Below are 15072 nucleotides of genomic sequence, written 5' to 3' on the forward strand. Positions count from 1 at the left end.
GGCATAATTATACGTATTTTGAGTGATGGCAATGATTAACTAAAAATGGGGCTTCGTGAGTGTAGAAAAGGTTACGTTCAATAATAAAATTGATAAAGAATTCAGCCGCACCGTCAAAAAAAGGGTGAACGAATATTTTTCAGAAAACAATCTATCTCAGCATGCAAATGCAGCTATGGTCATTAAGACTATAGCTTTGTTGACTCTTTATTTTGGAGCTTATGCATTAATCATAACCGGTCAGCTCTCCCTTGGTGCAATGTGGGTTCTTTGCATTGCCATGGGAGTTGGAATGGCTGGTATCGGCTTTTCTGTAGCTCACGATGCTCTTCATGGAGCCTACTCTTCCAACAACACGGTTAATTATCTGCTCGGCCTTACTTTTGATTTAATGGGTGCTAATGGCTACATCTGGAAAATTACCCATAACATTATTCATCACACCTACACGAATATTCACGGCCATGATGAAGACCTGGAGGTAGCCGCATTCATTCGCCTTTCTCCACATTCCAAGCACAAACCTGTACATCGCCTGCAGCATATTCTGGCGTTTTTTGCTTATAGTTTTGCCACCTTCTTCTGGGTTTTTGTTAAAGACTATTGGTACTTTTTTAAAAATCCTTTAGGTCCTTACGAAAATAAACAACACCCGATTTCTGAGTGGGTTACTTTGGTTGTGACAAAAGTCATTTATTATGGCTACACCATTGCCTTACCATTACTCCTATTGGATATCACCTGGTATCACTGGCTAATTGGATTTATGAGTCTCCACCTAACCGCTGGTTTTATTCTGGGGATTATTTTCCAACTTGCTCATGTAGTAGAAGAAACGATGCACCCTGAGCCCAACGAAGACAACGTTATTGAAAACCACTGGGCGATTCATGAAATGATTACAACCAATAATTTTGCCCGGGAAAACAAACCTCTGTCCTGGTACATCGGCGGACTTAATTTTCAGATTGAGCACCATCTCTTCCCAAAAGTGTGCAGTATTCATTATCCTCAAATCAGTTATATAGTAGAAGAAACAGCCAAAGAATTTGGCATTCCCTACAATCATCACCCGACGTTTCGCCAAGCCGTTGCTTCACACTATAGAACACTCAAAAACTTTGGGGATCCAGATTTTAAGTGGCAGCCAGCCGAAGCCGTTTAAGTTCTAATATTAAATAGACTTTCATTTCCATACATTCTGGCTATACAATACGTCAGGGTAAGTAATGCAAATAAGCGGCCGTAATCTATACAGCATAGTCTGTATCTGGGTTCTATTTTTATTATACAGTACACCATCAATAGGTCAACCACTCGCTGAGAGAGGCGTAATTGATTTATCTGTTGTTGACTTTCAGGAACAAAAATCTATTCAATTGAATGGAGAATGGGGTTTTTATTGGAAAAAACTTGTTCCACCTGAAAAGGTAAATATCGACTCATCAACGTCTTTTGTAGACTTTCCTCATCTCTGGAATGAAGATCCTGAACTATCTTCTTATGGATACGCCACCTACAACTTAACCATCCTCAAACCTAAAGACCATCCGCCGCTATCACTAACCATACCTGATCTATATACTGCTTATACCCTTTATATAAACGGCGAGGAAGTTTCACGAAATGGTCAGGTGGCCACTAGCAGAGAGACCTATACTCCTTTTTGGTTGCCTCAAACTGTTTCTATTGACCATTTTACTTCCGATACGCTGCAGATGGTTTTGCATGTATCTAATTTCAGACACAGCAAAGGTGGTATACGTTTACCCATAAAATTAGGGACAGAAGAATTTCTTGAGCGCGAACGAACAATCGAAATCGGTTTTATCCTTCTTTTAACCGGTTGCCTTTTTATGATTGGGCTTTTCTTTATGGGGCTTTACCTATTTGGCCGGCATGAGGTCCCTATGCTATATTTTGCTTTTGTTTGTTTCTTCTTCAGCTATCGCATTTTTGGAACTGAACTCTACCCCCTTCACTATTTATTCCCATACCTGCCCTGGATACTCACCATTAAAGCTGAGTACTTTTCGCTTTACTTTACAGCAGCCATTTTCTGTCTTTTTGTACAGAAATTATATCCTCAGGAAACTTCAAAAAGGATCATCTATACCTTTGCAGCAATTTTTGGAGTTTTGTCGCTCATTACTCTTCTCTTCCCTCCGTTCTATTTCACATCTCTGATCAACTTGTTTTTTGGTGCTATTCCGGTGGCCCTCGCTTACATTACCTGGATTTATATAAAAGCTGCTTTAAATAAAAGAGAAGGTGCTGGTTTTGCGCTGGCTAGTGTGGTTATGGTTTTCACTGTTTTTATGCACAATCTTCTGGAGTATCTAACGCTGGTTGAAGAAAACCTTCTACTCAATTTCATTGGGTTTTTCTCCTTCTTCTTTTTGCAATCGCTGATTCTTTCCTATCGGTTTACAAATTCCTTAAGTCGGGCAAGGGTTAAAGCAGAAGAAGCAGCCAAAACCAAGAGTCAGTTTCTGTCTACCATGAGCCATGAAATCAGAACTCCTCTGAATGCGGTGATTGGGTTATCTGATTTACTGCTTGAATCAAACTCGGAACAGGAAAAGCAGGAGTTTGCACAAAACATCAAGCAAAGTGGTGAAAACCTGCTCGATATCATCAATAACATCCTGGACTACTCTAAATTTGAATCTGCAGGAATTGAACCCATTTTGCACCCTGTCAATATCAGGCAGGCAATTAAAGAAATATTGAATATGCTTTCTCCGCTTTCATCCGGAAAAAACATTTCTATTTCTCTGGAAATAACTCGAGACACTCCTATGTGGTGTGTCACTGATGAAACACACTTTAAGCAAATACTGATCAATCTTATTGGAAATGCGATTAAGTTCACCTCTGAAGGTAAAATCTCCATACTTGTCCGGCCCAATTCAAACTTCGATAAACCGGGTAACTTATTATTTGAAATTACTGACACAGGGACTGGTATTTCAGAAAAAGATGCTCACCGGCTCTTTAAAAGCTTCACTCAGGTAGATTCCAGCCGAACACGCAAGCATGGAGGAACCGGTTTGGGACTTGTTATTAGCAAAAAACTGGTAGAGGCTCTTGGTGGTGATATTTGGTTTGAAAGCGAAGCAGGTCAGGGAACATCATTTTTCTTCACTATAAAAGCTGAAGAAACTGAACCTGATGAACAGAATAAAGAAGATTTTAAATATGCAGATCATGATTCAGGTACAGATCTAAATGCGCTTAAAATTTTAGTTGTCGAAGATAATTTTATGAATCAAAAAGTGATCACCAGCATACTCAGTAAAAATAATCTAAATCCTGATATTGCCACCAATGGACAGGAAGCACTTAAACAGCTTCATTCGAAAACCTACGACTTGGTTTTTATGGACATGGAAATGCCTGTTATGGATGGTATTGAGGCTACCAAACAAATCAGAAATACCCTGCCTGAACATAAACAACCAATTATAATTGCGATGACCGCCAACGCTTTTTTTGAAGATCGCGAACGTTGCATAAAAGCTGGCATGAATGACTTTTTATCCAAGCCCATCTCAGTTGAAATGGTAAAATCCTCTCTTAAAAAATGGTTCTCATAATTTTACAGAGCTTTACGCTTACGTATCATTTTTTTTCAAATAGATATAAAAAGGTTGCTTAAAATTAGCCATAGTTTAAATTCAAATGTCAAAATTCAACATGGTTAATATCCCATCGTTACCAATTTTATTAGCGACTACCATTGGATTTTTAATTTCTGGCTGCACTCAACAACCAAATGTGTCAGAACAAAATGTATCTCGCATTATTCAAACCTTAAGTTCTGACCAAATGAAAGGTCGGCATGCTTTTGGAAGTGGAATTGATAATGCCGCTGATTTTATTTCTGCAGAGTTTGATCAAATCGGACTTTCTACCCTGCCTGATCATGACAGCTACAGACAGGAATTCAATATCTATGCGTTGAAACCAAAACAGGCCCTGGTTTCGGTTAATAACAAAGAATTAGGAGATCAGCATTACTTTGGACTTACCAATGCTGAAATGGTTAACTGGACCCCTGAAAACTCTGATGTCCATTACATATCTGAACAGGATAATTATCGTGATAAGTTTGGTGAATATTCTTCCGATGATCAATCATCGGTTATCATTGTTGATAAAGAGCATGAAAAATGGTTCCATCGTTATCGAACCTATTTTACCCGGTCAAACCGCACGTTCGAACTCGACTCAAAACCCAATGACGTATTCATTCTTTTTGACGGTAAAATTGACTCTTATGATATTACCTTAGAAAACAATATTAAAAGTCAGACCCTTTCCAATGTAGTCGGAAAGATTGAGGGGAAGCGCGAAAATGAGATCGTTCTTTTTACTGCTCACTATGACCATATCGGAGTAGTTTCAGCCGTTGATGAGGATTCAATAGCAAATGGTGCAAATGATAATGCCTCTGGGGTTTCTGCTGTAATAGAGCTGGCACGTTATTTTCAGAAAATGCCTAAACCCGAACGAACGCTTTATTTTGTGGGGTTCACAGCAGAAGAAGTAGGTGGTTACGGCTCTAAGTTTTTTTCCAGGCAGTTAAATCCTGATAAAATCACAGCTATGTTTAACATAGAAATGATTGGTAAACCAGCCGTTGAAGGGCCAAACTCTGCATGGATAACTGGTTTTGATAAATCCACCTTTGGAGAAATTCTTCAGAACTCTGTATCTGACTCCAACTTTGTATTTTATCCTGATCCTTACCCAAATCAGAACCTATTTTATCGTTCTGATAATGCGACTCTTGCCAAATTAGGTGTCCCGGCTCATACAATAAGCACAACACCTATCGATGTTGATCAGGATTATCATAACGTTACCGATGAGTTTAGTACGTTAAACATCTTACACACTACCAACACTATAAAAGCAATTGCCAAAGCTGCAAAAGTGATCATTTCAGCAGAGCAAACTCCGACCCGCATTACCAACGAAGAAGAAAATTTAACTTCTAACAACTAGTTTATGCCATACCACTGTTGTGTAATGCAGTGGATGGAACCTTGTCCCCATACCAAATCAGAGCATTCTATACCAATGACTTTCCTTCCCGGGAAGTATTTTCGAAGTAGTTCCAGTGCTTTCCCATCATACTTTTTATCGTAAAGAGGAACAAGCACAGTTCCATTAGCTATATAGAAATTAGCATAGCTGGCAGGTACGTATTCTGAGCCATCCACCGTTGCCCCGTCTATTTTAGTTTGAGGAAGTGGAAGCGTTTCAATATTGAGTTTATTCCCCCCTTTCAATTCAACCTGTTTCAGGATTTCAAGGTTTTCCTGCAATGCTTCGTAGTTTACATCTTCTTTATCTTCGCAAACCATCGTCAGAACGGTGTCTTTATTCAGCCAGCGGGTGAGGTCGTCAATATGGCCATCGGTATCGTCTCCCGCTAACCCTCTTTTAAGCCAAATAATTTGATTGACACCAAGGTATGTTCGCAAGTATTTTTCGATATCTTCTTTAGAAAGATCAGGGTTACGGTTTTCGTGAAGCAATACTGATTCGGTTGTAAGTAATGCTCCATCTCCATTTACATCAATCGAGCCACCCTCCAAAATAATCCCCGGACGAACCCGGTTCACTCCGTATTTATCAGCGATAAAAGCAGGAATGGCATTATCATCCTCCCACGGCGGATACTTTTCGCCCCAGGCATTATAATCCCAATCCGTGATCACAAAATTGCCCGACTCATGCTGAACAAAAATGGGGCCACAATCACGAGCCCACACATCATTTATCTTTTGCTGATGTATGATCACCCGATCCAAATCCACAGCCCGGCCAGAAAGCTTCTGCATTACCCGGTTTCGAATTCCAAGGCTTTCAACAAACAAATGTATCGGTTCAAAGAAATGCAATTCTTCTATGATTCTGCAATAAACCTCTTCCACTCTTTCCAGTCGTTCTCCTGGCCAGGTTTTACGATTTGAGGGCCAGTGAAGCTGGGTAGCTGAATGCCGGGACCACTCTGCAGGCATCCGTAAATCTGAAGTATCCACTAATCGTCTATTCTTTTTAAAATGGGTTTGTACAATTCGATTCTCCGATCCCGGAAAAAAGGCCAGGCTTTGCGTTGTTTATCAATCTCACCCAAATCAATTTCAGTGACAAGAATTTCTTCTTTGCTTCCTGCTTTATTTAGTATCTGCCCAAATGGCCCGGCTACAAAAGAACCACCCCAGAATTTAGATCCTGATTCCTTACCCACCCGGTTTACGGAAGCAACATAGCAACCATTGGCTATCGCGTGGCTTCGCTGAATGGTTTCCCAAGCATCCTGATATTCTCTTGCCTCTTGTTTGCCTTCGGTGGCGAGTGTGCCTATAGCCGTGGGATAAAACAAGATATCAGCCCCTTTCAAAGCAGTAATGCGAGCTGCTTCCGGATACCATTGATCCCAGCATATCAAGGTGCCTATTTTACCATAGGCTGTATCAAAAACTTTGAAACCGGTTTCTTCATCACCGGGAGTAAAATAGTATTTCTCATAAAATCCAGGGTCGTCGGGAATGTGCATTTTTCTATAGCTTCCCAATACACTTCCGTCAGCATCAATCACTACCAGGGAATTGTGATAAATACCCTTTGCTCTTTTTTCAAAAAAAGGAGCAACCAGCACAATTTTGAGTTCCTTAGCTAAACCCGAAAGGCTTTTTACCAAGGCTCCATCCAGTGGTTCTGCCCAGTCAAAGTTTGCTTCATCATAATCCACACAAAAATAGGTGGTATTAAAAAGCTCTTGAAGACATATAATTTGAGCTCCTTTCTCTGCAGCTTCTCTTATCAGTCCCATTTGTTGGTATAGATTGTCTTTGGGATTTTTGGAGGAAGAAGTCTGTATTAACCCTATTGATACTTTTTGTTCACCCATAAAAATAGATTTTAGTGAACTGATAAATTATGGAAAGTCCTGACCAAATAGAATGCATAAAAAAAGGAAGGCGAAATGCCTTCCTTTCATTCTGAGCCCCGAAAACCCCATTTGTAAAGCAAAAGATATTTGCTTGTACTTATACTTGTATGCGTAAAGAAAATCTAAAAGGGTTCATTTTCTTATTTAATGAGAGTCATTTTATCGGCATTACATCATTTATTACGAAGCAGAGAAGAGAAACCGCTCATTCCCAATCGCAGAAAAGACAAAATTTTCTCAATCAGGGTTTATCTGAATTTCACGGTTCCGGCTTTTAAAGCACCCAACGCATTAATTATTAAGCTATTAACTTTACTTCCTTTAAAATTAATTTAATTTTGACTTTAATCCCTCAGCTTTGAATTTTCTGTTATTATTTGAGCAGCATTCATTACTAAGGGTTTCGGATGAAAAAAGAAGAAGTAACTCAGCTTTTACAACGGCTTAAGTCGGGAGAAAATAAAGTTTACGAACAGCTTTATCCTCTTATCTATGGAGAGCTGAAACAGCTTGCTTATCGCCATATGAGACACCAAAGAGATGATCATACTCTTTCCAAAACAGAGCTGGTTCATGAAGCCTATCTGAAAATGATTGACCAGTCAAATATCAGCTTTACCGATAAAAGTCACTTTCTGGCTATAGCCTCTAAATGTATGAGGCAAATCCTGATCGACCATGCCCGAAAAAAACATGCTCAAAAACGAGGTGGAAAAAATAAGGACCTCACCTATATCGATGAACTTTTCAGCAAACAGAAGAAACAAGCTAAAGAACTAATTGATATCGATGATGCTTTGAATGAGCTTGAAAAACTAAATTCACGTCTGGCTAAAGTTGTTGAAATGAGGTTTTTTGGGGAAATGACCATTGAAGATACTGCAGAAGCACTTAGTATCTCTAAAAGCACAGTAAAAAGAGATTGGATGAAAGCAAGAGGATGGCTCTACAAAGAGCTTAAGGGGAAATTCGAAGTATAGAAATGAGCGTTCCGGGAATCATTCTACGTAGAATATTCTAAAGGATGTTTTTGGAAGGCGAGTAATTCATTGGCAATTTTTTATTTATGGACAATTATAACTGGCAAACAGTTGAAACGATTATAGATGAGGTTTTAGAACTACCTATCGACAAGAGAGAAGCATATCTGCTGAAAAGATGTAAGGGCAATGAAGATCTGCATAATGAAGTAAAATTACTGCTTGCTTCCATTACTGAATCTGAAGGATGGCTTGAACATCCTGAAAAATACAAAGAAGGATTATTTGACCAGGCATCCCAAGACCTGTCTTCCCTTTCCACAGACCATTCTGTAATTGGAACCAAAATCGGCTCATATATCATTACGGAGAAAATCGGCGAGGGAGGAATGGGCTCAGTATTTCGGGCCGAGCGTGCTGATGAGGACTTTACTCATGAAGTAGCGCTGAAAATCATTCAGAAACACCGTGCTACTGATGAAAACATCCAACGATTCAAGAAAGAACAGCAGATCCTTGCAAATCTAAAGCATCCCGGAATTGCTCAGCTTTACGATGGCGGCGTTACGGATGAGGGCTTTCCGTTTATTATAATGGAATATATTGATGGTGAGCCAATCACCGAATATTGCCAGCAACAAAACTGTTCCATAGAACAAAAAATTGAGCTGTTCAAAAAAGTACTGGACGCCGTTCAATATGCACATGAAAACCTTACCATCCATCGCGACCTGAAACCGGATAACATTCTTATTGATCAGCAAGGAAATGTAAAAATCCTCGATTTTGGTATTTCTAAACTTCTTGATGATGACGACTTCAGCATTACCAAAACCGGGACACAGATTTTAACACTGAGATATGCCTCTCCTGAACAGATTATAAACGGAAACATCACCACGGCTTCTGATTTCTACTCTCTGGGTGTGATTCTCTATAAACTTCTTACCGGGCAGGAGCCTTTTGATCTGGACGACCTGACCAGATACCAGGTTGAACAAATCATTGTAGAAAAAGAACCTGAACTGCCAAGTTCGGTTGCAGGAAAGGATACCAGAGAAAAGCTGAAAGGTGATCTCGATGCGATTATCATGAAATCAATTCGCAAAGAGCCGGAATCACGCTACCGTACCGCCAGTGATTTCCTCAACGACCTAAACAATTATAATGAAGGATTACCGGTTTCAGCACGTGACGACTCATTCCGCTACCGTTCAGGGAAATTCATGCGCCGGCATCGTCAGGGTATCACTATTGCCGCTGGTATCCTGATTGGGATTTCAGCTTTAATTGGATTTTATACCTGGAGGATTACCCAGGAACGAAATCAAGCACAGCTTGAAGCTCAAAAAGCTGAGGAAGTGGCTGGATTTCTTACCGACCTTTTCAGTCAATCAAACCCCTATTTTGAAGAGTCTGAAAGTGGTCTGGATCAGACACTGGGTTCCATACTTAGGTATGGTTCCGACAAGATTGATGATGAACTTATAAATCAACCCGAGATTCAGGCTGAAATGAAAAGTGTGATCGGCGATGTATATAACAGTCTTGGTGAATTTGCGAAGGCCGAAACACTACTTACAGACGCTCTTGAGTTACAAAAACAAATCAGCTCAGGCCCTGATTTTGCACAAGCTGAAGCCATGAGAAACCTGGCCTTTCTCTACCAGGAACAAGGCAGATTCTCTGAAGCAGAGTCTTTACTCATTGAAAGCATTGGCTACTTTGAACAAACGGAAGAAGGTCTTGAAAATCAGCCTGCTATTTCTGCTCTAAATCACTTAGGAAACCTGATGTGGTTTAATAAGGGGGATTATGATACGGCAGATTCAATGCTCACTAAAGCACTAAATTTGCGGTACACAATTCATGGACAGGAGAATCATGCACATGTAGCCAAAAACCTCAATGATCTGGCTACTCTTTTTCATGCTCAGGGTTTGTATAACCAGGCAAGGCCTTATTACAGACAGTCGGTTGAAATGTATCAGGAGGTCTTGGGAGATCATCCAAATACCGCCATCATTATGAGTAACTATTCGGCTCTGCTCAGGGAAAGTGGCCAACTCGAGGAAGCCGAGAAACAACAGCTTGCTTCCCTTGCCATGCATCGTAATCTTACAGATGAAAATAGTATTGACGTGGCCCTTGGTATTGGAAGTTTAGGCCATATTAAATTGGAACAGGAACAGTATAAAAAAGCAGACTCTTTACTAAATATTGCCTTCCAAAAACTAACCAAACTCTATGGAGATCAACACCCTTATGTTTCCCGTACGAGGCTAAATCTGGGGAGAATAGACCTGCGGACTGGAAACTATGATCAGGCAGTGGAAATACTCAATCAGGTAAACGAAGAGTATAAACAAATTTATCCTCCCAGCCATCCACGAACCTCAGATCCTCTTTTTGCATTAGGACTTGCCTACCTGGAAACCGGTCAACTTAAAAAAGCAGAAGAAATGCTGAAGAAAGCCCATGAAATTCGCCTCAGCGGTTACCCTTCTGATAGCTGGAGAGTGGCTCAGACAAAAAGTGCCTATGGATTTAGTTTATCTCAACAAGATAAGTTTGAACAATCCGATTCGCTGTTAGTTGATGGGTATCGCGAGCTTGGCAGTTCAATTGGATTGGATTATCCTTTTACAGAAACTGTAAAAGAGTGGCTTGAAATACACTATACCAGCTGGGAAAAACCAGAACGTTTAGAGCTAATTGAAAAAACAGTAACTGAGAATAATCTCTGATTTTTATATTATTTCCACAGCTTAAGCAGCAGAAAAGTAAATATTTTTGAAGCCTTGCCTCGACCTTGCTTTAATAATTCAAGTATTCATCCTTCTTGTCAATCTTATTTAAGTAAAGAAACCCATCTTCATTACTTAGAAAAGCGCTTCCAAGCTATTTCATTAATCTTTTCGTATTTAAGTTTTACGGTCTTGAAAGGTTAATATTATTAGAGCTTCTCCTTACCTTTGAGACTTATAAAATTGAACCACAAAAAGTGATATGAGTGTAGATACAATGACCCAGCCAAATTCTATAAAAAGCCTGGATTATATTGGTTTGGGTGATAATGAAAATGTGTTTTGGAACCTCTCACCTTCTGAACTCTATGAACAAGCTATCCTTCGTAATGAAGCTGTTCTAACCAAAGATTATGCATTGCGTGTTCTCACGGGTAAGTTCACAGGTCGCTCTCCCAAAGATAAATTTATTGTAGATCAGCCTTCTATCCACGATGATATTGACTGGGGAGATGTGAACCAGCCTATTTCGGAAGATGTTTTTGACAACTTGTACGAAAAAGTTGTGAACTACCTGCAAAACAAGGACCTGTTTGTGAAAGACTTGTTTTGTGGAGCGGATGAAAATAACAGACTTAATGTTCGTGTTGTTAGTGAAGCGGCTTATCATGGCCTTTTTGCTCACAACATGTTTATTCGTCCTACCGCTGAAGAGCTGGAGAATCACGAGCCGGAATTTACCGTTTTAGCTGCTCCCCACCTAAAAGCAGATCCGGAGAAAGACGGAACCCGAACCAGTACTTTTATCCTGTGTAACTTTGATAAAAAGATCATTCTTATTGGTGGTACTCTTTACTCTGGGGAAGTGAAAAAAGGAATTTTCTCCGTAATGAATTACCTGCTTCCTAAAAAAGGCGTGATGGCCATGCATTGCTCTGCAAACCATGACGAAAATGGAAAGACGGCTGTATTTTTTGGCCTGTCCGGAACAGGTAAAACCACCCTTTCTGCGGATCCTGATAAAACACTTATTGGAGACGATGAACACGGCTGGAGTGATGAAGGTACTTTTAATTTTGAAGGTGGCTGTTACGCAAAGACTATTAATCTCTCTAAAGAGAACGAACCGCTGATTCACGCCACAACAAAAATGCCGGGTACCATTCTGGAAAATGTGGTACTGGATGAGAACCGTGAGCCTGATTTCTCCGATGTCAGCCTGACTCAAAATACCCGCTGTTCTTATCCGCTGGAGTTTATACCAAATGCTAGTAATACCGGGAAAGGCGGACATCCTGAAAACATCATCTTTTTAACATGTGATGCTTTTGGCGTACTCCCTCCCATTTCAAAACTAACTCCCGACCAGGCTATGTATCACTTTATCAGTGGTTATACAGCCAAAGTTGCTGGAACAGAACGAGGTGTAACAGAACCACAAGCCACTTTTTCAGCTTGCTTTGGAGCTCCTTTCATGCCTTTGCACCCAACGGTATATGCAGAATTACTGGCAGAGAAAATCCGTAAGCATGATGCCAATGTATGGTTAGTTAACACGGGATGGACAGGTGGTGAGTATGGTGAAGGTCACCGAATGAAGCTGCCTCATACCCGTAAAATGCTAAGCGAAGCCATTGCCGGAAACCTTGAAAAGGCAGAATATCAAAATGACCCAGTTTTCGGTTTCCAAATCCCGACCTCAGTTAATGGCGTTCCTTCAGAAGTTCTGATTCCACGAAATACATGGAAAGACAAAGAAGCTTACGACAAAAAAGCCAAAATCCTGGCTGAGATGTTTATCCATAACTTTGAACAGTTTAAAGATGAAGCAAGTGAAGAACTACTTGCTGCAGCTCCCAAAGCCGGATAAAAATTAACGTATCGATCATATCGATATCTCCTGAAAAAGCCTGCGTCATAATCGATACAGGCTTTTTTTATTCTTCGGCTAAGGCGTTTAGTTTTTCCAGATTGTCCTGAACCCGAAGTGCTTCTATAGCTTCGTCAATTCCGCCTTTCATGATGTTATCTAAATCATAAAGCGTAAGATTGATGCGATGATCGGTGAACCTGCCCTGCGGAAAGTTATAGGTACGAATTTTAGCAGAACGGTCGCCTGTTGAAACCTGACTTTTACGTTCAGCCGCTCTCTCTTTTTGCTTTTGCTCCAGCTCAATATCATACATCTTGGCCCGAAGCATGGTCATGGCTTTTTCTTTGTTTTGATGCTGTGAGCGCTCTTCCTGACACTCAACTACAATACCTGTCGGTTCATGAGTCAGGCGAATAGCTGAATCCGTCTTATTTACGTGCTGTCCACCAGCACCACTGGCACGGAATGTATCAACCCGCACATCTCCCATGTTAATATCAATATCTACTTCTTCAACTTCCGGAAGAACGGCTACAGTTGCAGCTGAGGTGTGAACGCGGCCCTGACTTTCGGTTTCAGGCACCCGCTGTACCCGATGTACACCACTTTCATACTTCATCTTTCCAAACACTTCATTCCCTTCCAGCTGAAATACAATTTCTTTATATCCGCCTTTCTCAGAGTGATTGATACTCATGATACTCATCTTCCAGCCCTGCTTGTCGGCATATCGGCGATACATTTCAAACAAATCTCCAGCGAAAATAGCGGCTTCATCGCCTCCTGTACCTGCTCTAACCTCAATAATGGCGTTCTTGGAATCCTCCGGATCTTTAGGAATCAGCTTCATCTTGATTTCCTCTTCCAGATCGGCCAGCTGTTGCTTAATCTCTGTATTCTCTTCGCGAGCCATTTCCGTAATCTCGGCATCCTCATTCATCTCAATGAGTTCTTTATTGCCCTTCTGCCGGTTCTTCAGATCACTCCAGGTGTCATAATCCTGAACCAGTTCCTCCAGGTCGCTACGTTCTTTGGTGAGCTCGGTATATTTATCAGGATCGTCAAAAACGGACGGATCGCTCATCGCCGCATTTACTTCTTCGAACCTTGATTTAATTTGTTTTAGCTTTTCTTCTATATCCATTGTAGAACTGATATTATTTCAGCGCTAAAATTACGGAATTGTGATGTGGATTGATATAGAAAAAGCCGATTCAATTTCCTGAACCGGCTCTTCGTCATGAAGTCTAAATCTTGCTCTTACTTAATCAGCATCAGCTTGCGGGTTTGGGTGAAGTTCCCCGCTTCAATTCGGTAGATATAAGTACCAGATGATAAATTGCCAGCGTCAAAGTTAACGGCATGAGTGCCAGCTGCTTTTCGTCCATTAACTAAAGTGGCTACATTTCGGCCCAGCATGTCAAATACCTGAAGTTTCACTTCTGTAGCTTGAGGCAAAGCAAAACTAATTTTTGTGCTTGGGTTGAAGGGATTTGGGTAGTTTTGGTGAAGGCTGAAAGCCGTTGCTATTTCATCAGGGGTTTCATTGGAGACCGTGTTTCCAGTTCCATAGGTATATTCCATCTTATAATCAGGTCTCCATTGTCCCTCATATTCATATTCATAAAGCAGATTAGTAATTTTCCCATCTGTATAATTTGCAACCGTACGGCTAGTACTATATTCGAGGGTATCAGCATATGTGTCCGTCTCAGAGTTATAAGGTTGCCATGCCCACTTAAAAACTTTCTGATTCTCTGACTCATCAACTAATACCCTGTATTCGTCTATGTAATATTCTCCGCTTTCACTGTCTTTATATTCATATTTAATTTCCATGTCGTACCAGAGGAAGAAATCAACCCAATATTCTTCCATATCCAGGAATTGATCCAAAGTGATTCCATAGTAAGTGTCTCTGAAATAATCTTCGTAGCCTTCATCGCTATCTACTCCTTCATCTATAATATTTTCATCTACACTTCTTAAAACCCCTTGATCACCATAATTATTATTTCGAGATTCGCTCTCATAACTAATGGTCCCATCTTGGTTGTAAACGAATTCAATTTTCCAGTTTGAAACCCATTCATCCATTTCCAAGTCATCTTCGGTGTACTGTACTATATTACCTTCTTCATTATAAGTTATGGCTATTCGATAATCTGAAGTCCATTCATCATCGAAATCATCATATTCATACTCATAAATGAACTCTAGATTTCCAGATTCGTCAAACATAAGTACGGCTTTTTCCTGAGAGTCTAATTCCTCTTGGTCATAGTATTCATTTAAAATCGAATATCCGCTTTCACCTTCATTAGAACTAAAAGTGTATTTGTCTTCCAGTAGCCATTCCTGAAAGACTCCAGCGGTATCATTATTGGCATAATATCCTTCAATCTTTTCAATGTTATAAGGAGTATTCTTCGCTGATTTCATTCTGTTATGACTTACACCAGCTAAACCTAAAACCTTCAATGCCGATCTTCTTTCCGTTTT

At 40.3% G+C, this 15072-nt stretch carries 10 protein-coding genes; 6 read left to right on the plus strand and 4 right to left on the minus strand.

Going from position 1 to position 15072, the window contains the following annotated elements:
• Positions 1–55 precede the first annotated feature (55 nt).
• From RIB15_RS01400 to RIB15_RS01410, 3 genes are all read left to right on the plus strand, one after another.
• Positions 56–1165: a fatty acid desaturase family protein gene (locus RIB15_RS01400; protein WP_350200356.1), complete on the plus strand. Its 1110-nt coding sequence runs from the start codon at positions 56–58 to the stop codon at positions 1163–1165.
• A gap of 64 nt (positions 1166–1229) precedes the next feature.
• Entirely contained in the window at positions 1230–3599 is a 2370-nt protein-coding gene (locus tag RIB15_RS01405; RefSeq protein ID WP_350200357.1) for an ATP-binding protein, read from the plus strand.
• A 181-nt stretch (positions 3600–3780) separates the two neighbouring features.
• Positions 3781–5013: a M20/M25/M40 family metallo-hydrolase gene (locus RIB15_RS01410; protein WP_350200358.1), complete on the plus strand. Its 1233-nt coding sequence runs from the start codon at positions 3781–3783 to the stop codon at positions 5011–5013.
• Here the strand turns inward: RIB15_RS01410 and RIB15_RS01415 are convergent.
• Positions 5010–6056, minus strand: coding sequence for an agmatine deiminase family protein (locus RIB15_RS01415; RefSeq protein ID WP_350200359.1), 1047 nt, complete (start codon positions 6054–6056; stop codon positions 5010–5012). The genes RIB15_RS01410 and RIB15_RS01415 overlap by 4 nt on opposite strands.
• Entirely contained in the window at positions 6056–6928 is an 873-nt protein-coding gene (locus RIB15_RS01420) for a carbon-nitrogen hydrolase (protein ID WP_350200360.1), read from the minus strand. Before RIB15_RS01420 ends, RIB15_RS01415 begins: the two co-directional genes overlap by 1 nt.
• A gap of 449 nt (positions 6929–7377) precedes the next feature.
• Here RIB15_RS01420 and RIB15_RS01425 point away from each other — a divergent pair, with 449 nt between their 5' ends.
• The 3 genes from RIB15_RS01425 (at position 7378) to RIB15_RS01435 (ending at position 12567) form a co-directional block, all read left to right on the plus strand.
• Positions 7378–7950 (plus strand): sigma-70 family RNA polymerase sigma factor, encoded by a 573-nt coding sequence (locus tag RIB15_RS01425; protein WP_350200361.1) that lies wholly within the window; start codon positions 7378–7380, stop codon positions 7948–7950.
• 86 nt (positions 7951–8036) lie between these two features.
• The gene (locus tag RIB15_RS01430) at positions 8037–10697 is read left to right on the plus strand and encodes a tetratricopeptide repeat protein (RefSeq protein ID WP_350200362.1); all 2661 of its coding nucleotides are present in this window, start codon (positions 8037–8039) and stop codon (positions 10695–10697) included.
• A 262-nt stretch (positions 10698–10959) separates the two neighbouring features.
• Positions 10960–12567: a phosphoenolpyruvate carboxykinase gene (locus RIB15_RS01435; protein ID WP_502881328.1), complete on the plus strand. Its 1608-nt coding sequence runs from the start codon at positions 10960–10962 to the stop codon at positions 12565–12567.
• 67 nt (positions 12568–12634) lie between these two features.
• On the opposite strand, the gene prfA is transcribed toward RIB15_RS01435, so the two are convergent.
• Together prfA and RIB15_RS01445 are read right to left on the minus strand one after the other, a co-directional pair.
• A complete protein-coding gene (prfA, locus tag RIB15_RS01440; RefSeq protein ID WP_350200560.1) occupies positions 12635–13708 on the minus strand; it encodes a peptide chain release factor 1 in 1074 nt (357 codons plus the stop codon).
• 122 nt (positions 13709–13830) lie between these two features.
• On the minus strand, positions 13831–15012 hold the full coding sequence (locus RIB15_RS01445; protein ID WP_350200363.1) for a T9SS type A sorting domain-containing protein: 1182 nt from the start codon (positions 15010–15012) through the stop codon (positions 13831–13833).
• Positions 15013–15072: the final 60 nt, after the last annotated feature.

It is taken from the genome of Gracilimonas sp. (assembly GCF_040218225.1).
In the GTDB taxonomy this organism is placed as follows: Bacteria; Bacteroidota; Rhodothermia; order Balneolales; family Balneolaceae; genus Gracilimonas.

Bases quoted from the DNA above. Each gene is read 5' to 3' on its own strand.
- RIB15_RS01405 (WP_350200357.1), top strand. From the start codon at position 1,230: ATGCAAATAAGCGGCCGTAATCTATACAGCATAGTCTGTATCTGGGTT.
- RIB15_RS01420 (WP_350200360.1), bottom strand. From the start codon at position 6,928: ATGGGTGAACAAAAAGTATCAATAGGGTTAATACAGACTTCTTCCTCC.
- RIB15_RS01425 (WP_350200361.1), top strand. From the start codon at position 7,378: ATGAAAAAAGAAGAAGTAACTCAGCTTTTACAACGGCTTAAGTCGGGA.
- RIB15_RS01430 (WP_350200362.1), top strand. From the start codon at position 8,037: ATGGACAATTATAACTGGCAAACAGTTGAAACGATTATAGATGAGGTT.
- RIB15_RS01435 (WP_502881328.1), top strand. From the start codon at position 10,960: ATGAGTGTAGATACAATGACCCAGCCAAATTCTATAAAAAGCCTGGAT.
- RIB15_RS01445 (WP_350200363.1), bottom strand. From the start codon at position 15,012: ATGAAATCAGCGAAGAATACTCCTTATAACATTGAAAAGATTGAAGGA.